This window comes from Pseudomonas sp. GV105 (genome assembly GCF_003058185.1).
Classification (GTDB): Bacteria; Pseudomonadota; Gammaproteobacteria; order Pseudomonadales; family Pseudomonadaceae; genus Aquipseudomonas; species Aquipseudomonas veronii.
Window position 1 is genome coordinate 285,938 of sequence record NZ_QBUF01000007.1, and the last position, 19,111, is coordinate 305,048.

16 protein-coding genes are annotated in these 19,111 nt (G+C 61.7%); 11 read left to right on the forward strand and 5 right to left on the reverse strand.

The features are described 5' to 3' along the window. Window positions 1-25: 25 nt before the first annotated feature. From C8K66_RS16040 to gatC, 4 genes are all read right to left on the reverse strand, one after another. Complete coding sequence (locus C8K66_RS16040) at window positions 26-397, reverse strand: septal ring lytic transglycosylase RlpA family protein (RefSeq protein WP_046384689.1); 372 nt, start codon at window positions 395-397, stop codon at window positions 26-28. Window positions 398-554: 157 nt separating this feature from the next. Next, complete coding sequence (gene gatB / locus C8K66_RS16045) at window positions 555-2,000, reverse strand: Asp-tRNA(Asn)/Glu-tRNA(Gln) amidotransferase subunit GatB (protein WP_108525369.1); 1,446 nt, start codon at window positions 1,998-2,000, stop codon at window positions 555-557. Window positions 2,001-2,010: 10 nt separating this feature from the next. Then, a complete protein-coding gene (gene gatA / locus C8K66_RS16050) occupies window positions 2,011-3,462 on the reverse strand; it encodes an Asp-tRNA(Asn)/Glu-tRNA(Gln) amidotransferase subunit GatA (protein ID WP_017845405.1) in 1,452 nt (483 codons plus the stop codon). A gap of 16 nt (window positions 3,463-3,478) precedes the next feature. Continuing rightward, window positions 3,479-3,766 (reverse strand): Asp-tRNA(Asn)/Glu-tRNA(Gln) amidotransferase subunit GatC, encoded by a 288-nt coding sequence (gatC, locus tag C8K66_RS16055; protein WP_108525371.1) that lies wholly within the window; start codon window positions 3,764-3,766, stop codon window positions 3,479-3,481. A gap of 210 nt (window positions 3,767-3,976) precedes the next feature. Between gatC and mreB the strand changes: the two genes are divergently transcribed. The 8 genes from mreB (at window position 3,977) to tldD (ending at window position 15,163) form a co-directional block, all read left to right on the forward strand. Beyond that, complete coding sequence (gene mreB / locus C8K66_RS16060) at window positions 3,977-5,014, forward strand: rod shape-determining protein MreB (protein ID WP_002555108.1); 1,038 nt, start codon at window positions 3,977-3,979, stop codon at window positions 5,012-5,014. Window positions 5,015-5,154: 140 nt separating this feature from the next. After that, window positions 5,155-6,252, forward strand: a complete 1,098-nt coding sequence (gene mreC, locus C8K66_RS16065; protein ID WP_108525373.1) for a rod shape-determining protein MreC — start codon at window positions 5,155-5,157, stop codon at window positions 6,250-6,252. Next, window positions 6,252-6,740, forward strand: coding sequence for a rod shape-determining protein MreD (mreD, locus tag C8K66_RS16070; RefSeq protein ID WP_046384686.1), 489 nt, complete (start codon window positions 6,252-6,254; stop codon window positions 6,738-6,740). The genes mreC and mreD overlap by 1 nt, the downstream gene beginning before the upstream one ends. A gap of 51 nt (window positions 6,741-6,791) precedes the next feature. Then, window positions 6,792-7,388, forward strand: a complete 597-nt coding sequence (locus C8K66_RS16075; RefSeq protein WP_057004251.1) for a nucleoside triphosphate pyrophosphatase — start codon at window positions 6,792-6,794, stop codon at window positions 7,386-7,388. Between the two features lie 70 nt (window positions 7,389-7,458). Continuing rightward, window positions 7,459-8,916: a ribonuclease G gene (gene rng / locus C8K66_RS16080; protein WP_046384684.1), complete on the forward strand. Its 1,458-nt coding sequence runs from the start codon at window positions 7,459-7,461 to the stop codon at window positions 8,914-8,916. 75 nt (window positions 8,917-8,991) lie between these two features. Then, entirely contained in the window at window positions 8,992-12,807 is a 3,816-nt protein-coding gene (locus C8K66_RS16085) for a YhdP family protein (RefSeq protein WP_108525375.1), read from the forward strand. Between the two features lie 48 nt (window positions 12,808-12,855). Beyond that, a complete protein-coding gene (locus tag C8K66_RS16090; protein WP_108525377.1) occupies window positions 12,856-13,704 on the forward strand; it encodes a carbon-nitrogen hydrolase family protein in 849 nt (282 codons plus the stop codon). Window positions 13,705-13,720: 16 nt separating this feature from the next. After that, window positions 13,721-15,163 carry a metalloprotease TldD gene (tldD, locus tag C8K66_RS16095; RefSeq protein WP_108525379.1) on the forward strand — a complete coding sequence of 481 codons (1,443 nt, stop codon included), beginning with the start codon at window positions 13,721-13,723 and terminating at the stop codon, window positions 15,161-15,163. Window positions 15,164-15,208: 45 nt separating this feature from the next. Here tldD and yjgA read toward each other — a convergent pair whose 3' ends face one another. Then, complete coding sequence (gene yjgA / locus C8K66_RS16100) at window positions 15,209-15,730, reverse strand: ribosome biogenesis factor YjgA (protein WP_010567685.1); 522 nt, start codon at window positions 15,728-15,730, stop codon at window positions 15,209-15,211. Between the two features lie 108 nt (window positions 15,731-15,838). On the opposite strand from yjgA, the gene pmbA reads away from it, so the two are divergent. From pmbA to C8K66_RS16115, 3 genes are all read left to right on the forward strand, one after another. Further along, on the forward strand, window positions 15,839-17,185 hold the full coding sequence (gene pmbA / locus C8K66_RS16105; protein ID WP_017845992.1) for a metalloprotease PmbA: 1,347 nt from the start codon (window positions 15,839-15,841) through the stop codon (window positions 17,183-17,185). Window positions 17,186-17,333: 148 nt separating this feature from the next. Then, window positions 17,334-17,729 (forward strand): hypothetical protein, encoded by a 396-nt coding sequence (locus C8K66_RS16110; protein ID WP_057004254.1) that lies wholly within the window; start codon window positions 17,334-17,336, stop codon window positions 17,727-17,729. After that, a complete protein-coding gene (locus C8K66_RS16115) occupies window positions 17,722-19,098 on the forward strand; it encodes a lyase family protein (protein WP_017845990.1) in 1,377 nt (458 codons plus the stop codon). The genes C8K66_RS16110 and C8K66_RS16115 overlap by 8 nt, the downstream gene beginning before the upstream one ends. Window positions 19,099-19,111 lie beyond the last annotated feature (13 nt).

Below are 19,111 nucleotides of genomic sequence, written 5' to 3' on the forward strand. Positions count from 1 at the left end.
TCCGAAAATGGCCAGGGCTCCGTCGTCAATTGCTCAGGGCTTGCACACGAACCCGTGCGGTGCCGCTGCTCAGCATGCCCAGTTGCGCGGCGGCCTGGCGCGACAGATCGATTAGCCGCCCACGGGTGTGCGGGCCGCGATCATTGATGCGTACCACCACGGATTTGTCGGTATCGAGATTGGTCACCTTGACCTGCGTGCCGAAAGGCAGGCGCCGATGGGCGGCGGTCAGGGCGTTCTGGTTGAAGGGTTCACCGCTGGCGGTTTTTTTGCCATGGTGCTTGGCGCCGTAGTAAGACGCGGTGCCGGTTTCGTCGTAGCCGTTGGGGTCGATGAGGCTGCTGGCGCAACCGGCCAGCAAAGAGAACACGGCTAAAAGGCCAAGTAAGCGCTTCATTCAAGGTATCCCCTTATCAAATGTGGGAGGGGGCTTGCTCCCGATAGTGGAGTGTCAGTCATTGGTGTTTTGACTGAATCACCGCTATCGGGAGCAAGCCCCCTCCCACAGGAGGTCCGAGTCGAGCATGAAATCTCACTCGGCCCTTTCATCGCGATCAGCCTTCGAGCTTGCTTTTCAGCAGTTCGTTCACCTGTTGCGGGTTGGCCTTGCCCTTGGAGGCTTTCATGGCCTGGCCGACAAAGAAGCCGAACATTTTGCCGCGCTTGGCTTCGTCTGCCGCGCGGTACTGTTCGACCTGCTCCGCGTTGGCCGCGAGCATTTCATCGAGCACCGCCGAGATGGCGCCGCTGTCGGTGACTTGCTTGAGGCCGCGCTTCTCGATGATCTCGTCGCTGCTGCCCTCACCGCCGGCCATGGCTTCGAACACAGTCTTGGCGATTTTGCCGGAGATGGTATTGTCTTTGATGCGCAGCAGCATGCCGCCCAACTGCTCGGCCGAGACCGGTGCTTCGTCGATTTCCAGGCCCTGTTTGTTCAGCAGGCTGCCCAATTCCACCATCACCCAGTTGGCCGCCAGCTTGGCGTCCCCGGCGATGCTCACGACTTTTTCAAAGTAGTCGGCTTGCTCACGGCTCGACGCGAGGACGCTGGCGTCGTAGACCGACAGGCCGAACTGCGCCTGGAAGCGCTCGCGTTTCTGCGGCGGCAATTCCGGCAGGGTGGCGCGCACGTCATTGAGGAACGAGTCCTCGATGACCACTGGCAACAGGTCCGGATCGGGGAAGTAACGGTAGTCGTTGGCTTCCTCTTTGCTGCGCATGGCGCGGGTTTCGTCTTTGTTCGGGTCGTACAGGCGAGTTTGCTGGATCACCTTGCCGCCGTCTTCGATCAGTTCGATCTGGCGACGCACCTCGGTGTTGATCGCCTTCTCGATGAAACGGAACGAGTTGACGTTCTTGATCTCGCAGCGGGTGCCGTACTCGACCTGGCCCTTTGGCCGGACCGACACGTTGCAGTCGCAGCGCAGCGAGCCTTCGGCCATGTTGCCGTCGCAGATGCCCAGGTAGCGCACCAGCGCGTGGATCGTCTTGACGTAGGCCACGGCTTCCTTGGCGCTGCGCATGTCTGGCTCGGACACGATCTCCAGCAACGGCGTGCCGGCGCGGTTCAGGTCGATGCCGGTGGCACCGTTGAACTCTTCATGCAGGCTCTTGCCGGCGTCTTCTTCCAGGTGCGCGCGGGTTACGCCGACACGCTTGATGGTGCCGTCTTCCAGCGGGATATCCAGGTAGCCTTTGCCGACAATCGGCAACTCCATCTGGCTGATCTGATAGCCCTTGGGCAGGTCCGGGTAGAAGTAGTTCTTGCGCGCGAACACGCTGTGCTGGCCGATCTCGGCGTCAATCGCCAGGCCGAACATCACCGCCATGCGTACCGCTTCCTGGTTCAGCACCGGCAACACACCGGGCATGCCCAGGTCTACCAGGCTCGCCTGGGTGTTGGGTTCTGCGCCGAACGTGGTGGCGCTACCGGAGAAAATCTTCGATTGGGTGGCGAGCTGGGTATGAATCTCCAGCCCGATCACGACTTCCCATTGCATAGTGTTCTCCTCAGAAGCCGGTAGGGGTGCGGGTGTGCCAGTCGGTGTTCAACTGGTACTGGTGCGCCACATTGAGCAGGCGGCCTTCCTGGAAGTACGGGGCAAGCAATTGCACTCCGACCGGCAGGCCATCGACGAAACCGGCGGGCATGGACAAGCCCGGCAAGCCCGCGAGGTTGGCGGTGATGGTGTACAGGTCTTCCAGGTACTCGGCGATCGGGTCGCCGGTCTTGGCGCCGATCTTCCAGGCCGGGTTCGGCGTGGTTGGGCCGAGGATCACGTCGACTTCTTCGAACGCCGCCATGAAGTCGTTCTTGATCAGGCGACGGATTTTTTGCGCCTTGAGGTAGTACGCGTCGTAGTAACCGGCCGACAGGGCGTAGGCACCGACCATGATCCGGCGCTGCACTTCGGCACCGAAGCCTTCGCCACGGGAACGTTTGTACAGGTCGTTGAGGTCTTTCGGGTTTTCGCAGCGGTAACCGAAACGCACGCCGTCGAACCGCGACAGGTTGGAAGACGCTTCGGCCGGCGCGATCACGTAGTACGCCGGAATCGCGTGCTGGTTGTTCGGCAGGCTGATTGGCTTGATCACGGCGCCGAGCTTTTCCAGCTCCTTGACGCTGTTGTGGACCAGTTCGGCGATACGCGGGTCGAGGCCGGCACTGAAATATTCGTTCGGTACGCCGATGCGCAGGCCTTTGAGCGAGGTATTGAGGCTGGCGCTGTAGTCCGGCACCGGCTCGTCGACGCTGGTGGAGTCCTGTGCGTCGAAGCCTGCCATACCTTGTAACAATATTGCGCAGTCTTCGGCAGTGCGTGCCAGGGTACCGCCCTGATCAAGGCTGGAGGCATAGGCGATCATGCCCCAGCGGGACACGCGACCGTAGGTCGGCTTCAGCCCGGTGAGGTTGGTGAACGCGGCGGGCTGGCGGATCGAGCCGCCGGTGTCGGTGGCCGTGGCCGCCGGCAGGAAGCGCGCGGCAACCGCCGCCGCCGAACCACCGGACGAGCCGCCTGGCACGCAGTCCAGGTTCCACGGGTTTTTCACCGCGCCGTAGTAGCTCGACTCGTTGGCCGAGCCCATGGCGAATTCGTCCATGTTGGTCTTGCCCAGGGTCACGGCCCCGGCGGCGGCCAGCTTGGACACCACGGTGGCGTCGTAGGGCGCCTTGAAGTTGTCGAGCATCTTCGAGCCGCAGCTGGTGCGAATGCCCTGGGTGCAGAACAAGTCCTTGTGGGCGATCGGTGCGCCCAGCAGCGCGCCGTTCTCACCGTTGGCGCGACGTGCGTCGGCGGCCTTGGCCTGGCTCAAGGCCAGCTCCTCGGTGATGCTGATGAAGCTGTTGACCTTGGGGTCGAGCTCGGCGATACGCGCCAGCAAGGTCTTGGTCAGCTCTTCGGAAGAAAACTTTTTGTCGGCGAGACCGCGGGCGATCTCGGCCAGAGTCATGTGATGCATGAAAGGCTCTTTCCCTTTAGTCGATGACTTTCGGAACCAGATACAGGCCGTTTTCGACCGCTGGCGCGATGGACTGGTAGGCCTCGCGATGATTGACTTCGGTCACGACGTCTGCGCGCAGGCGCTGGGTGGCTTCCAGCGGGTGAGCCAGGGGCTCGATGCCGTCGGTATTCACGGCCTGCATTTGGTTAGCCAGCCCGAGAATGCTGTTCAGGGCTGCGGTGGTCTGTGGAAGATCGGCATCATTCAGGCCAAGCGAGGCCAGATGTGCGATTTTTTCCACGTCGGAGCGTTCAAGCGCCATGGGATTCTCCAGTGGAAAACAGAACGGAGGGCGTCCGTGTGTTAGATTGTCGGAACACTACCGCATTTCTACGGTCATATGGCCGCGATTGTGGGGGTTGGTGCGTAGAAAGTCGGCCAATTTAGCACATTGGCGCCTTGCCCAAAATCCCTGTCGTTGTTAGAGTTTGCCGCACTTTTTTACCCACGCGTTGCCTAGGGTCCTTTCCCCATGTTCAAGAAACTGCGTGGCATGTTTTCCAGCGATCTTTCCATTGACCTGGGCACTGCCAACACCCTTATTTACGTGCGCGAGCGCGGTATCGTCCTGAATGAGCCATCGGTTGTGGCTATTCGGACCCATGGTAATCAGAAAAGTGTCGTTGCCGTCGGCACCGAGGCCAAGCGCATGCTCGGCCGAACACCAGGCAATATCGCGGCCATTCGTCCGATGAAAGACGGCGTGATCGCCGACTTCAGTGTCTGCGAGAAGATGCTGCAGTACTTCATCAACAAGGTTCACGAAAACAGTTTTCTGCAGCCCAGCCCTCGTGTGCTGATCTGCGTACCGTGCAAGTCCACCCAGGTGGAGCGTCGTGCCATCCGTGAATCGGCCCTTGGTGCCGGTGCCCGTGAAGTGTTCCTGATCGAAGAGCCGATGGCTGCTGCGATCGGTGCCGGCCTGCCGGTTGAAGAAGCGCGCGGTTCGATGGTGGTGGATATCGGTGGTGGTACCACTGAAATCGCCCTGATTTCCCTGAACGGTGTGGTGTATGCCGAATCCGTCCGTGTGGGCGGTGACCGCTTCGACGAAGCGATCATCACTTATGTGCGTCGCAACTACGGCAGCCTGATCGGCGAATCCACCGCCGAGCGCATCAAGCAGGAAATCGGTACCGCATATCCGGGCGGCGAAGTGCGCGAAGTTGATGTGCGCGGTCGCAACCTGGCCGAAGGCGTGCCACGTGCCTTCACCCTGAACTCCAATGAAGTGCTCGAGGCTCTGCAAGAGTCCCTGGCCACCATCGTTCAGGCGGTGAAGAGCGCGCTGGAGCAATCGCCGCCGGAGCTGGCTTCCGATATCGCCGAGCGTGGCCTGGTACTGACCGGTGGTGGCGCCTTGCTGCGCGACCTCGATAAGTTGCTGGCCCAGGAAACCGGCCTGCCGGTGATCGTCGCCGAAGACCCGCTGACCTGCGTCGCCCGTGGCGGTGGCCGTGCACTGGAAATGATGGATAAACACACCATGGACCTGCTCTCCAGCGAATAAGTGATTGCTGGTAAGCCCATGTTTCGCCCGCAGGCAGCACTTTGCAGTGCTGCCTGTTGGCGTTTATCTTCTTCAATCTGCATCCAGGCCGGTTAGATGCCGTATGAATAGAGAGAACATTTGCCTGGGAGGAGCGGCCTATTAAACCGCTTTTCGCCAAAGGCCCCTCATTGGGCGTGCGCTTATTGGTGCTGGTCGTGCTTTCGGTCGCGCTGATGGTGGTCGATGCTCGCTTTGCACTGCTCAAGCCCGTGCGTAGCCAGATGTCGCTGGTGTTGATGCAGACTTACTGGATCACCGACCTGCCGCAACGTCTCTACCAGGGCGTGGCCAGCCAATTCGGCAGCCGCACCGAGCTGGTCGCCGAGAACGAAAAACTCAAGACTGAAAACCTGCTGCTGCAGGGGCGCATGCAAAAGCTGGCGGCCCTCACCGAGCAGAACGTTCGGCTGCGCGAGTTGCTCAACTCCTCCGCACTGGTCAACGAGAAGGTCGAAGTCGCCGAGTTGATCGGCATGGACCCCAACCCCTTTACCCATCGCATCATCATCAACAAGGGTGAGCGCGACGGTGTGGTTCTTGGCCAGCCGGTACTCGATGCCCGTGGCCTGATGGGGCAGGTGGTCGAGTTGATGCCCTACACATCGCGGGTATTGCTGCTGACGGACACTACCCACAGCATTCCGGTGCAGGTCAACCGCAACGGCCTGCGCGCGATTGCCAGCGGTACGGGTAACCCGGAGCGGCTGGAACTGCGTCATGTGGCCGACACCGCCGATATCAAGGAAGGCGACCTGTTGGTCAGTTCCGGCCTGGGTCAGCGCTTCCCGGCGGGTTATCCGGTGGCGACGGTCAAGGAAGTGATCCACGACTCCGGCCAGCCTTTCGCGATTGTCCGCGCCGTGCCGACGGCCGCGCTGAACCGCAGCCGCTACCTGTTGCTGGTCTTCAGCGACAACCGCACCCCGGAAGAGCGCGCCAACGACGCCGCTCAGGCCCAGGAAGCGGAAGACAAACGCAACGGCACCACGCCGATCATCCCGGCGACCGTACCCAAGCCCGCGCCAGCCACACCGCCTGCAACAGCGCCGGCGGTGACTGCGCCCGTGGCCACGCCAGCCAAGCCGGCCGCTCACAGCGCTCGCCCGGTGAAACCGGCGGCGACCAAACCGCCGGCCGCCGCGCCTGCGACCGCGACGCCCGCCGCCCGGGCAACCACGCGGCAGAGGGAGGAATAATGGCCGGTACTCATTCGCGCAATGGCTGGATCGTCTGGCTGACCTTTGCTCTCGGCTTGCTGCTCAGTGTTTCGCCGCTGCCGCAGTTCATGGAAATCCTGCGTCCGCTCTGGCTGGCCCTGCTGCTGGCATTCTGGTCGCTGAACCTGCCGCATAAAGTGGGCATGGTCACCGCAATGTTTCTGGGCTTGGCGGAAGATGTGCTCTATGGCACCTTGCTGGGGCAGAACGCGTTGATCCTGACCTTGATCACCTTCCTGGTGCTCTCATTGCAGCAGCGCCTGCGCATGTTCCCGATGTGGCAACAGTGCCTGGTGATCCTGGTGATCTTCGGCCTGGCGCAGTTGGTGCAGCTGTGGCTCAGTGCCTTGACCGGCAACCGACAGCCGACCTTGGCACTGGTGTTGCCGGCCCTGGTCAGCGCGTTGCTGTGGCCGTGGGTCAGTTTCGGTCTGCGCGGGTTATGTCGCCGCTATAAAATCAATTGAATGGATTGCGAGGCTCTGCCTGGTTATCGAACCCCACAGGGAGAGTCTGCAATGAATTCGCTTTATCTGGCCTCGGGCTCCCCAAGGCGGCGTGAACTGCTGACCCAGATCGGTGTGCCGTTCACTGTGGTCAGCGCCGCGATTGATGAAACGCCTCTTACCAACGAATCTCCCGTTTCCTACGTCGAGCGCCTGGCGCGCGCCAAGGCCGCGGCGGGTTTCGCTGCCCTCGGGGAAACCTCCGGGGCCTGTGTGCTGGGCGCCGACACGGCGGTGATCGTCGACGGCCAGATCCTTGGCAAACCGGTGGATCAGGCCGACGGCCTGGCCATGTTGCTGGCGCTGGCAGGGCGTGAACATGAAGTGCTGACGGCGGTTGCTCTCACGGACGGTCAGCGCTGTGACACCCGATGTGTAAGCAGTCGCGTACTTTTTCGTGGGATTTCTGTCGAGGAGGCTACAAGCTACTGGCACAGTGGCGAACCTCAGGACAAGGCCGGGGGTTATGCTATCCAGGGGCTGGGCTCGGTGTTCGTGGCCGGGCTCAATGGCAGTTATTCCGCCGTGGTCGGCTTGCCGGTGTGCGAAACCGCGCAGTTGCTTGGACAATTCGGCATACCCTGTTGGCAAAACCTTACCGCGCGCTGAACGCCGTACACCAGCGCCCAGCCTTAAGCGACCGGCCACTATTGTGAAAACGCCTGAACGAGACCCAGCCATGAGTGAAGAGATTCTGATCAATATCACGCCGATGGAATCGCGCGTGGCGGTGGTAGAGAACGGTGTTCTGCAGGAAGTTCACGTCGAGCGCACCCAGAAGCGCGGGATCGTCGGCAACATCTATAAAGGCAAGGTCGTGCGCGTATTGCCCGGCATGCAGGCCGCCTTCGTCGATATCGGCCTGGACCGCGCCGCGTTTATCCATGCCTCGGAAATTTCCCTGCGTGAAGGCCCGGCGGTGGAAAGCATCAGCGCCCTGGTGCATGAAGGGCAGAGCCTGGTGGTGCAAGTCACCAAGGACCCCATCGGCTCCAAAGGTGCGCGGCTGACCACGCAACTGTCGATTCCTTCGCGCTACCTGGTGTACATGCCGCGCACCGCCCATGTCGGCATTTCCCTGAAGATTGAAGACGAAGCCGAGCGCGAGCGCCTGAAAAAAGTGGTCAGCGACTGCGTTGCCGCCGAGGGCATCAAGGAAGCGGGTGGGTTTATCCTGCGCACCGCCGCCGAAGGCGCCGGTGCCGATGAAATCCTCATGGATATCCGCTATCTGCGGCGCCTGTGGGACCAGATCGGCACACAGATCAAGACCGTCGGCGCCCCCAGCGTGATCTATGAAGACCTGGGCCTGGCCCTGCGCACCTTGCGTGACCTGGTCAGCCCCAAGATCGAGAAAATTCGCATCGACTCGCGGGAAACTTTCCAGCGCACCACGCAATTTGTTGCCGAACTGATGCCGGAAATTGCTGACCGCCTGGAGCATTACCCTGGCGAGCGGCCGATCTTCGACTTGTATGGCGTCGAAGACGAAATCCAGAAAGCCCTCGAACGCAAAGTGCCGCTCAAGTCCGGTGGCTACCTGGTGGTGGACCCGGCCGAAGCCATGACCACCATCGACGTCAACACCGGTGCGTTCGTGGGGCACCGCAACCTTGAAGAGACCATCTTCAAGACCAACCTCGAAGCGGCCACCGCGATTGCCCGCCAATTGCGCCTGCGCAACCTGGGCGGGATCATCATCATCGACTTCATCGACATGGAAGATGAAGAACACCAGCGTCAGGTGCTGCGCACCCTCGAAAAGCAGCTGGAACGTGATCACGCCAAGACCAACATTATCGGCATCACCGAGCTGGGCCTGGTGCAGATGACCCGCAAGCGCACCCGCGAAAGTCTTGAGCAAGTGCTGTGCGAGCCGTGCAGCAGTTGCCAGGGGCGCGGTAAATTGAAGACCCCTGAAACGGTTTGCTACGAGATTTTCCGGGAAATCCTACGAGAGGCACGAGCCTACCAGGCTGAAGGTTATAGAGTGCTTGCCAACCAGAAAGTGGTCGACCGCTTGCTGGATGAAGAGTCCGGTAACGTGGCTGAACTGGAAGGGTTTATCGGGCGCACCATTCGTTTTCAGGTCGAAACCATGTACTCCCAGGAACAATACGACGTGGTGCTGCTCTGATTTTCATTCATTGGCTTTCCCTGAACCCGACAGACCTGGATCTGCGGTCCGACTACTGCCTGAGGGTCGCTTGACATGGAGCGTCTGACACGCTTTTTTGCCGCTTTGACCCGCTGGGGCCTGGGCCTGTGCGCCCTGCTACTGGTATTGGCGGCGGTGTACGTGAGCCTGGGGCGTGAATTGACCCCGCTGGTCGCCGAATACCGCGCAGAAATCGAAGCCAAGGCCCAGGCCGCGGTGGATATGCCGCTGCAGATCGGTCGCCTTGAAGGCCGCTGGAGCGGTTTCGCCCCTGTGTTGCTGGCCCATGACGTGATGGTGGGCGAGGGCAGCAATGTCTTGCGCCTGGACCAGGTGCAGGTGGTGCCGGACATCTGGGCCAGCCTGATGGCGCGCGACGTGCGTATTGCCCACCTGGAAGTCAGCGGCCTGCAACTGAGCGCCAGGGAAGACAAGGATGGCCACTGGGCGCTGCAAGGCCTGCCGGTGCAGGACGACCAGCCGCTGGACCCGGAACAGTTGCTCAAGCGCATGCAGAGTGTCCAGCGCGTGTCGTTGCTGGATAGCCAGGTCACGTTGCAGCCGTTCGACCAGGCGCCGCTGACCTTCACGTATGTGGGCCTGAGCTTGCAAACGGGCGCGACCCGCCAACGCCTGGACGCCCGCCTGACCCTGCCGGATGGCCAACCCCTGGCCCTGAGCCTGCGCACGCAGATCCGCGCCAGTGCCTGGAAAGACGCTGAGGTCCAGGCCTACCTGAGCCTGCCCCAGAGCGATTGGGCCAAATGGGTCCCGGCCAGGTTGACCCAGCAGTGGAAACTCACGCAGTTCAAGGCTGGCGGTGAATTCTGGCTGACCTGGGCCAAAGGCACCGTGCAAAGCGCGGTGGTGCGCCTCAACTCGCCGCAAGTGAAGGGCGGCTATGCTGACCGCAAGCCGGTCCACATTGAAAACCTCGCCCTGACCGCCTACCTGCAACGCAGTGAGAGCGGCCTCAAGGTGCTGTTCGATTCGTTGGCGATGAACATCGGCGATAGCCGTTGGGAATCGCGTCTGCAATTGCAGCAACGCCTGGCCACCGACAAGGCGCAGGAAGTCTGGAACCTGCAGGCCGATCGCCTCGACCTGACCCCGATCACCCCGTTGCTCAATGCCTTGGCGCCGTTGCCGGAAGGCTTCGCCAAGACGATCGAACACCTCAAGGCCACCGGTCTGCTGCGCAATGTGCTGGTGGATTTTCGTCCGCAGGACACGACCGATCAGAAAGTCAGCTTTGCCGCCAACCTCGAGCGGGTGGGCTTCGACGCCTACTTCGGCGCCCCTGCCGCACGTAACGTTTCCGGCAGCATCAGCGGCGACCTGGGGCAGGGCGAGCTGCGCATGGACAGCAAGGACTTTTCCCTGCACCTCGACCCGATCTTCGCCAAGCCCTGGCAGTACATCCAGGCCAATGCGCGCCTGACCTGGAAGCTCGATCAGCAAGGTTTCACCCTGATCGCGCCGTATATCAAGGTGCTGGGCGAGGAAGGCAAGGTCGCCGCCGACTTCCTGATTCGCCTGCATTTCGACAATAGCCAGGAAGACTACATGGACCTGCGGGTCGGCATGGTCGATGGCGATGGACGTTTCACGCCTAAATACCTGCCGGCGGTGCTGAGCCCGGCGCTGGATGAATGGCTGCGTACCGCGATTCTCAAAGGCGCGGTCGATGAAGGCTTCTTCCAGTACCAAGGCTCGCTGAATCACGGCGCGTTGCCGGCTTCGCGCAATATCAGCCTGTTTTTCAAGGTGCATGACGCTGAGTTGGCGTTCCAGCCGGGCTGGCCCCATGTGAGTAAGGTCAACGGCGAAGTGTTTGTCGAGGAGAGCGGTGTCCGCATCCTGGCCAGCAAGGGCCAACTGCTCGATACCGGCGTCAAGGACATCTACGTCAATATCCCCCACGCGCCCGCGGGCAAGGACAGCCACTTACTGCTCACCGGTGAGTTTGCCGGCGGCCTGGGTGATGGCCTGAAAATCCTCCAGGAAGCGCCGATAGGCACCGCTTCGACCTTTGCCGGTTGGAAAGGCGAGGGCGATCTACAGGGCAAGCTGGACCTGGATATCCCGCTGGCCAAGGGCACCGAACCGAAGATCGTGGTGGATTTCCAGACCGACAAGGCGCGCCTGCAATTGGCTGAGCCGCCTCTGGACCTGAGCCAGCTCAAGGGGGATTTCCGCTTCGACAGCGCCAAGGGCCTGAGTGGGCAGAACATCACGGCGCAAGCCTTCGATCGGCCGATCACCGCGCAGATCTTCGCGGATGGCAAGCCGGGCAGTATCAGCACCCGCGTTACCGCCAAAGGCCAGGTCACGGTCAAGCGCCTGACGGACTGGTTGAAAATCAGCCAGCCGCTGCCGGTGTCCGGTGATATTCCGTACCAGTTGCAGCTCAATCTGGACGGTGCCGACAGCCAGTTGAGGGTCAGCTCCAACCTCAAAGGCGTGGCCGTGGACCTGCCGGCACCGTTCGGCATGGCGGCCAGTCAGGGCCGTGACAGCGTGTTCCGCATGACCTTGCAGGGCGCCGAACGCCGCTACTGGTTCGATTACGGCGACCTGGCGAACTTCACCTTTGCTGCGCCGCCGGATAAATTCAGCGACGGCCGCGGCGAGTTGTTTCTCGGCGATGGCGATGCGCTGCTGCCCGGTAGCAAGGGCCTGCGCATTCGCGGTGTGCTGTCGGAACTGGATATCGATCCGTGGAAGAAACTCATCGATCGCTACGCGGGCAACGACCCGGGAGGCAGCGCGAAACAGCTGTTGAGCGGCGCCGACTTCAAGGTGGGCAAGTTGACTGGCTTTGGGCAGCAGTTCGACCAGGTCAGCCTCCAGCTTGACCGTAAACCCTCGGCTTGGGGCCTGCAGTTCGACAGCCAGCAGGCCAAGGGCACGGTCAACCTGTCGGACGCCAAGGGCGCACCCATCGCGGTCAACCTGCAGTACGTGAAGCTGCCGGCGGTGGACCCGACGGTACAGGCGGATGAAAATGCGCCGGACCCATTGGCCGACATCGATCCCAAGGATATTCCAGCGCTGGACATCAGCATTGATCAGCTGTTCCAGGGGCCGGACCTGATCGGCGCGTGGTCGCTGAAGATCCGGCCGACCGCCAAGGGCCTGGCCTTCAACAACCTGGACCTGGGCCTCAAGGGCATGCTGCTCAAGGGCGCTGGTGGTTGGGAAGGCGCGCCGGGCGACAGCAGCAGTTGGTATAAAGGGCGACTGGATGGCAAGAATATCGCCGATGTCCTCAAGGGCTGGGGCTTTGCGCCTACCGTGACCAGTGAAGATTTCCACCTGGACGTGGACGGTCGTTGGCCGGGCTCCCCCGCCTGGGTCGGGCCCAAGCGTTTTTCCGGCAGCCTGGATGCAACATTCCGCAAAGGCCAGTTCGTTGAAGTGGAAGGTGGCGCCCAGGCGCTGCGGGTGTTCGGCCTGCTTAACTTCAACTCCATCGGCCGTCGGTTGCGCCTGGACTTCTCCGACCTGCTCGGCAAAGGCTTGAGTTATGACCGGGTCAAAGGCTTGCTCGCGGCCAGCAACGGGGTGTTTGTGACCCGCGAGCCGATCACCCTGACGGGGCCGTCGAGCAACCTGGAGCTTAATGGCACCATGGACCTGGTGGCTGATCGCGTGGATGCCAAGTTGCTGGTGACATTGCCGGTGACCAACAACCTGCCGATCGCTGCGCTGATTGTCGGCGCGCCGGCCATTGGCGGCGCGCTGTTCCTGATCGACAAGCTGATCGGCGACCGGGTTTCGCGGTTTGCCAGCGTGCAGTACAAAGTCGAAGGGCCATGGAAAGACCCGAAAATCAGCTTCGATAAGCCATTTGAAAAACCAAACTGAGAGCCTGTGGAGTAGCATGGCTGCATGCCATTTATGGAGTGTCGGCCCATGTCCTTTGCGGTAATTCAAATGGTCAGCCAGAGCGATGTGCTGGCCAACCTGGCCCAGGCCCGGCGCCTGCTGGAGCAAGCGGCGGCAAAGGGGGCGCGGCTGGCGGTGCTGCCGGAAAACTTCGCCGCCATGGGCCGCCGCGATGTGGCTGACATCGGCCGCGCCGAGGCGTTGGGTGAAGGACCGATCCTGCCATGGTTGAAACAGACCGCCCGCGACCTCACCTTATGGATAGTGGCTGGCACTTTGCCGCTGCCGCCCAAGGATCAACCGAACGCCAAGGCTAACGCCTGCTCGTTGCTGATCGATGAGTATGGCGAGATCGTCGCCCGCTACGACAAGCTGCATTTGTTCGATGTCGACGTGGCGGACGCGCGCGGTCGCTATCGTGAATCCGATGACTATGCTTTCGGGAGCAACGTTGTGGTGGCGGATACGCCGGTCGGCCGCGTGGGCCTGACGGTGTGTTACGACCTGCGCTTCCCGGAGTTGTACAGCGAGTTGCGCGCGGCGGGGGCTGAACTGATTACCGCGCCCTCGGCCTTCACCGCGGTCACCGGCGCCGCCCATTGGGATGTGCTGATTCGCGCACGGGCCATCGAGACCCAGTGTTATCTGCTGGCGGCCGCCCAGGGCGGGGTGCATCCGGGGCCACGGGAGACTTATGGCCACGCGGCGATTGTCGACCCCTGGGGGCGCGTACTGACGCAACAGGATCAAGGCGAAGCGGTGTTGCTGGCCGAACGCGACAGCAGTGAACAGGCGTCGATACGGGCGCGCATGCCGGTGGTCAACCACCGGCGCTTTTTCTCGCAGGGCGCGCAGCGGCCTGCTTCAGAACGATGAATTTAAGGCCAAACCTATGAGCGAGTTGTTGTCCTCAGTCAGCGAACACCTCCTGGCACCCGGTGGCGTGACCATCGAAAGCCTGCAAACCGTGCTGGGCGATCTGGCCGGGCCGGGCATCGACGCGGCCGACCTGTATTTCCAGGGGCAGATTTCCGAGTCGTGGGCTTTGGAAGACGGGATCGTCAAGGAAGGCAGTTTCAACCTCGACCAGGGTGTCGGCGTGCGCGCGCAATCCGGTGAGAAAACCGGTTTCGCCTACAGCAACGCGATCACCCTGGAAGCCTTGGGCCTGGCCGCCCGGGCTGCCCGTTCGATTTCCCGCGCCGGCCAGAACGGTACGGTGCAGGCATTCAGCACCCAGGACGTGGCCCAGTTGTACGCGCCGGATAACCCCCTGGAGGTGATCAGCCGCGCAGAAAAAGTCGATCTGCTCAAGCGTATCGATGCCGCGACCCGCGCCCTCGACCCGCGTATCCAGCAAGTCACGGTGAGCATGGCCGGGGTGTGGGAACGCATCCTGGTGGCGTCCACCGACGGCGGCCTGGCGGCGGATGTGCGGCCGCTGGTGCGTTTCAACGTCAGCGTGATCGTCGAACAGAACGGCCGCCGCGAGCGCGGTGGGCACGGCGGCGGCGGGCGTACCGACTACCGTTATTTCCTCGCCGAGGACCGCGCCATGGGTTATGCCCGTGAAGCGCTGCGCCAGGCGCTGGTCAACCTGGAAGCCATCCCCGCACCGGCTGGCACCTTGCCGGTGGTATTGGGCTCGGGCTGGTCTGGCGTACTGCTCCACGAAGCCGTGGGCCATGGCCTGGAAGGCGACTTCAACCGCAAGGGCAGTTCGGCCTACAGCGGGCGCATGGGCGAGATGGTCGCCTCCAAACTGTGCACCATTGTCGATGACGGCACCCTGGCCGGTCGCCGTGGCTCGTTGAACATCGATGACGAAGGCACGCCGACCGAATGCACCACGCTGATCGAAAACGGCGTGCTCAAGGGTTACATGCAAGACAAGCTCAACGCCCGCCTGATGGGCGTGGCGCGTACCGGTAACGGCCGTCGCGAATCCTACGCGCACCTGCCGATGCCGCGCATGACCAACACTTACATGCTCGCTGGCGAAAGTGACCCGGGGGAAATCATCGCCTCGGTCAAACGCGGGATCTACTGCGCCAACCTCGGCGGCGGCCAGGTGGACATCACCAGCGGCAAGTTCGTGTTCTCCACCAGCGAGGCGTACCTGATCGAAGACGGCAAGATTACCGTGCCGGTCAAAGGCGCGACGTTGATTGGCAACGGGCCGGAAGCGATGAGCAAAGTGTCGATGGTCGGTAACGACCTGGCGCTGGACAGCGGCGTGGGTACGTGCGGCAAGGATGGGCAGTCGGTGCCGGTGGGCGTGGGTCAGCCAACCTTGAAAATTGATGCGATCACCGTGGGTGGCACGGGGTCGTAAGAGCGGGAGCTTCGGGTGGCGAAGACCGCCACCCGGGGAAGAGGATCAACGCAGGCCGCGTTGAGTCTCGTCCAGCTCACGGATGTACTTGAAGATTTTACGGCTGGTGGCCGGCGCCTTGTTTTGCGCCAGTTCGTGCTGGGCCTGACGGATCAGGGAGCGCAGTTGCTGGCGGTCCGCGTCCGGGTAGTCCAGTACGAATTTCTCCAGCACCGCGTCATCGCCCGAGATCAGGCGGTCACGCCAACGTTCCAGGTTGTGGAAGCGTTCGTTGTACTGGCGAGTGGAGGCATCGAGTTGATCGAGCAGGGTCAGAATCGCGTCAGTGTCCTGATCGCGCATCAGCTTGCCGATGAACATGATGTGCCGTTTACGCGCGATATTCGCGGTGTGCTTGGGTGCATCCGCCAGAGCCCGGCGCATTTCGTCGGTCAGAGGCAGTTTTGCAATCAAGTCCGGCTTGAGCGTTGTAAGGCGCTCGCCGAGGTCAACCAGAGCATGCAGCTCGCGTTTGACCTGGGTTTTGCTTTTCTCCCCATCGAGGGAGTCGTCGTAAGAATCAACCATGGTGGCAGTCCGCAAAGAAACGCCGCCATGATAACCAGTCGGGGGCCGCTTGTCCGGCCCGGTCGCTCGATGGCCTTAACCGAAAGCAGAATTTGAGTGGAGAAAACCATGAGTGCAGCCCAAAGCGTCGGTCCGCAAGCGTTACCGGCACTGCAGGAACAAGTCGAGCAGATCCTTGCCGAGGCCAAGCGCCAGGGGGCCAGTGCCTGCGAGGTGGCTGTGTCCCTGGAGCAGGGGCTGTCGACGTCGGTACGTCAGCGGGAAGTCGAAACCGTCGAATTCAACCGCGACCAGGGGTTTGGCATCACCTTGTACGTCGGCCAGCGCAAAGGCTCGGCCAGCACCTCGGCGAGTGGGCCGGAAGCGATTCGCGAGACGGTGGCCGCCGCATTGGCGATTGCCAAGCACACGTCCGAGGATGAAAGCTCGGGCCTGGCCGACAAGGCGTTGATGGCCAAGGATCTGCAGGATTTCGACCTGTTCCATGCCTGGGACATCACCCCGGAACAAGCCATCGAACAAGCGCTGACCTGCGAAGCGGCGGCGTTCGATGCCGACCCGCGGATCAAGAATGCCGACGGCACCACCTTGAGCACCCACCAGGGCTGCCGCGTGTACGGCAACAGCCATGGTTTTATCGGCGGTTATGCGTCGACGCGCCACAGCCTGAGTTGCGTGATGATCGCCGAAGCCAACGGCCAGATGCAGCGCGATTACTGGTACGACGTGAACCGTCAGGGCGAGTTGCTGGCCGACCCGGTCAGCATTGGCCGGCGTGCTGCGCAACGTGCCGCGAGCCGCTTGGGCGCGCGCCCGGTGCCGACCTGTGAAGTGCCGGTGCTGTTTTCGGCGGAGCTGGCCGGCGGTCTGTTCGGCAGTTTCCTGGGAGCGATTTCCGGCGGCAACCTGTACCGCAAATCGTCGTTCCTCGAAGGTGCGATTGGCCAGAAGCTGTTTCCGCAGTGGCTGACCATCGACGAGCGTCCACACCTGATGCGGGCCATGGGCAGTTCGTCGTTCGACGGCGATGGCCTGGCGACCTATGCCAAGCCGTTCGTCGAAAACGGTGAGTTGGTCTCCTACGTGCTGGGCACGTATGCCGGGCGCAAACTGGGCCTGCCGAGCACCGCGAACGCTGGCGGCGTGCATAACCTGTTCGTGACCCACGGCGAGGAAGACCAGGCGGCGCTGTTGCGACGCATGGGGCGTGGCCTGCTGGTGACTGAATTGATGGGTCAGGGCTTGAACATGGTCACCGGTGATTATTCCCGTGGCGCGGCGGGTTTCTGGGTAGAAAACGGTGAGATTCAGTTTGCTGTCCAGGAAGTGACCATCGCCGGCAATATGCGCGACATGTTCAAGCAGATCGTTGCCGTGGGTAACGACCTGGAGCTGCGCAGCAATATCCGTACAGGTTCGGTCCTGATCGAGCGGATGACAGTCGCCGGTAGTTAATCCTTCCGACGCTTCACCAAAAGGCGCGCCATCTGCAGGATGGCGCGCCTTTTTTTGTGGCTGCATTCCCGGTTGATTGGCTTGCCACTCTTGTGTTGATTATCAATATCATTTAATAATAAATATCATTATCGAATGAGTGCGGATCATGAATGCTGTCCTGCATGAGGACCCCTACCTGGAAAGCTGGCGTTGGATGAGTCGTCAGATTCGCTGCTGCCTCGAGCCCAATGAACCGCGCCTGATCGAACATTACCTCAATGAAGGTCGATACCTCGCCTGTTGCACCGCGACTCATCCATGGACGATCGCTGAAACGGCTTTCCGCCTGCTGATCGACACCGCCACGGACATTGCCTTGCCGTGGCATTGGCGGTCCCAGTGCCTGGACCAGGCCTGGCGCCCGCTGCGCGACCTGGAAACACTCTCCCACTGTGCCTGCCGCCTCAAGCGCTGGCAGGCCTTTGCCTGGCAATTGGCGACGTGCGAATTGCTGCCTTCGATTTCCGTTTCTGACTGGGTGCAAGGATCTTCCGATGAGTAATAACCGTATCGAACGCGACAGCATGGGTGAACTGCAAGTCCCCGCCGAGGCCTTGTACGGCGCGCAAACCCAGCGCGCGGTGAACAACTTTCCGATCAGCCACCAGCGCATGCCGGCGCCGTTCATTCGTGCGCTGATCCTGGCCAAAGTGGCAGCGGCCAAGGTCAACGTCGACCTCAAGCAGATCAGCGAAGGGCAGGGCAAGGCCATTGTCGATGCTGCCCTGGGCTTGCTGGACGGTGACTTCATGCCGCACTTTCCGGTGGATATCTTTCAGACCGGTTCCGGCACCAGTTCCAATATGAACGCCAACGAAGTGATCGCGACCCTGGCCAGCCGTTTGCTCGGTGAGGCGGTCAACCCCAACGATCACGTGAACTGTGGCCAAAGCAGCAACGACATCATCCCGACCACCATCCACGTCAGTGCGGCGTTGGTGCTGCATGAGCAAACGCTGCCGGCGTTGCTGCATCTGGTGCAGGTCATCGAACGGAAGGCCGAAGAGGTCCACCCCTTCATCAAGACCGGTCGCACGCACCTGATGGACGCCATGCCCGTGCGTATGAGCCAGGTGCTCAATGGCTGGGCGCAGCAGCTCAAGGCCAATATCGCGCACCTGCAGGACCTGTTGCCCAGCCTGCAAGCCCTGGCCCAGGGCGGCACGGCTGTCGGTACCGGGATCAACGCGCATCCGGAGTTTGCGCTGCGTTTCAGCCAGCAGCTGAGCAGCCTGACCGGTGTGCAATTCACGCCGGGCAAGAACCTCTTCGCGTTGATCGGCTCCCAGGACACCGCCGTCGCCGTCTCCGGCCAGTTGAAAGCGATCGCTGTGTCATTGATGAAAATCGCCAACGACTTGCGCTGGATGAATTCCGGGCCCCTGGCTGGTTTGGGTGAAATCGAACTGGAAGGGTTACAGCCCGGTTCTTCGATCATGCCGGGCAAGGTCAACCCAGTGATTCCGGAAGCGACCGCCATGGTCGCTGCACAAGTCATCGGCAATGACACGGTGATCACCATTGCCGGGCAATCCGGCAACTTCGAGCTGAACGTGATGCTGCCGATCATCGCCCAGAACCTGCTCGGCAGCCTCGAACTGCTGGCCAATTCCAGCCGCCTGCTGGCGGACAAGGCCATTGCCAGTTTCAAGGTCAACGAGGCCAAGCTCAAGGAAGCGTTGTCGCGCAATCCGATCCTGGTGACCGCACTCAACCCGATCATTGGTTACCAAAAGGCCGCTGAAATCGCCAAGCAAGCCTATCAGCAAGGTCGCCCGGTGATTGATGTCGCCCTCGAGCACACCGACTTGCCGCGTAGCCAACTGGAAGTCCTGCTGGACCCGGAAAAGCTCACAGCCGGCGGCGTGTAATCACCGACCCTGC

What these genes read in the sequence shown, in the direction of transcription:
- C8K66_RS16085 (WP_108525375.1), top strand. Translation starts at nt 8,992, where the DNA reads ATGGAGCGTCTGACACGCTTTTTTGCCGCTTTGACCCGCTGGGGCCTG.
- tldD (WP_108525379.1), top strand. Translation starts at nt 13,721, where the DNA reads ATGAGCGAGTTGTTGTCCTCAGTCAGCGAACACCTCCTGGCACCCGGT.
- rng (WP_046384684.1), top strand. Translation starts at nt 7,459, where the DNA reads ATGAGTGAAGAGATTCTGATCAATATCACGCCGATGGAATCGCGCGTG.
- gatB (WP_108525369.1), bottom strand. Translation starts at nt 2,000, where the DNA reads ATGCAATGGGAAGTCGTGATCGGGCTGGAGATTCATACCCAGCTCGCC.
- mreD (WP_046384686.1), top strand. Translation starts at nt 6,252, where the DNA reads ATGGCCGGTACTCATTCGCGCAATGGCTGGATCGTCTGGCTGACCTTT.
- yjgA (WP_010567685.1), bottom strand. Translation starts at nt 15,730, where the DNA reads ATGGTTGATTCTTACGACGACTCCCTCGATGGGGAGAAAAGCAAAACC.
- C8K66_RS16075 (WP_057004251.1), top strand. Translation starts at nt 6,792, where the DNA reads ATGAATTCGCTTTATCTGGCCTCGGGCTCCCCAAGGCGGCGTGAACTG.
- C8K66_RS16115 (WP_017845990.1), top strand. Translation starts at nt 17,722, where the DNA reads ATGAGTAATAACCGTATCGAACGCGACAGCATGGGTGAACTGCAAGTC.
- C8K66_RS16040 (WP_046384689.1), bottom strand. Translation starts at nt 397, where the DNA reads ATGAAGCGCTTACTTGGCCTTTTAGCCGTGTTCTCTTTGCTGGCCGGT.
- C8K66_RS16110 (WP_057004254.1), top strand. Translation starts at nt 17,334, where the DNA reads ATGAATGCTGTCCTGCATGAGGACCCCTACCTGGAAAGCTGGCGTTGG.
- C8K66_RS16090 (WP_108525377.1), top strand. Translation starts at nt 12,856, where the DNA reads ATGTCCTTTGCGGTAATTCAAATGGTCAGCCAGAGCGATGTGCTGGCC.
- gatA (WP_017845405.1), bottom strand. Translation starts at nt 3,462, where the DNA reads ATGCATCACATGACTCTGGCCGAGATCGCCCGCGGTCTCGCCGACAAA.
- gatC (WP_108525371.1), bottom strand. Translation starts at nt 3,766, where the DNA reads ATGGCGCTTGAACGCTCCGACGTGGAAAAAATCGCACATCTGGCCTCG.
- pmbA (WP_017845992.1), top strand. Translation starts at nt 15,839, where the DNA reads ATGAGTGCAGCCCAAAGCGTCGGTCCGCAAGCGTTACCGGCACTGCAG.
- mreB (WP_002555108.1), top strand. Translation starts at nt 3,977, where the DNA reads ATGTTCAAGAAACTGCGTGGCATGTTTTCCAGCGATCTTTCCATTGAC.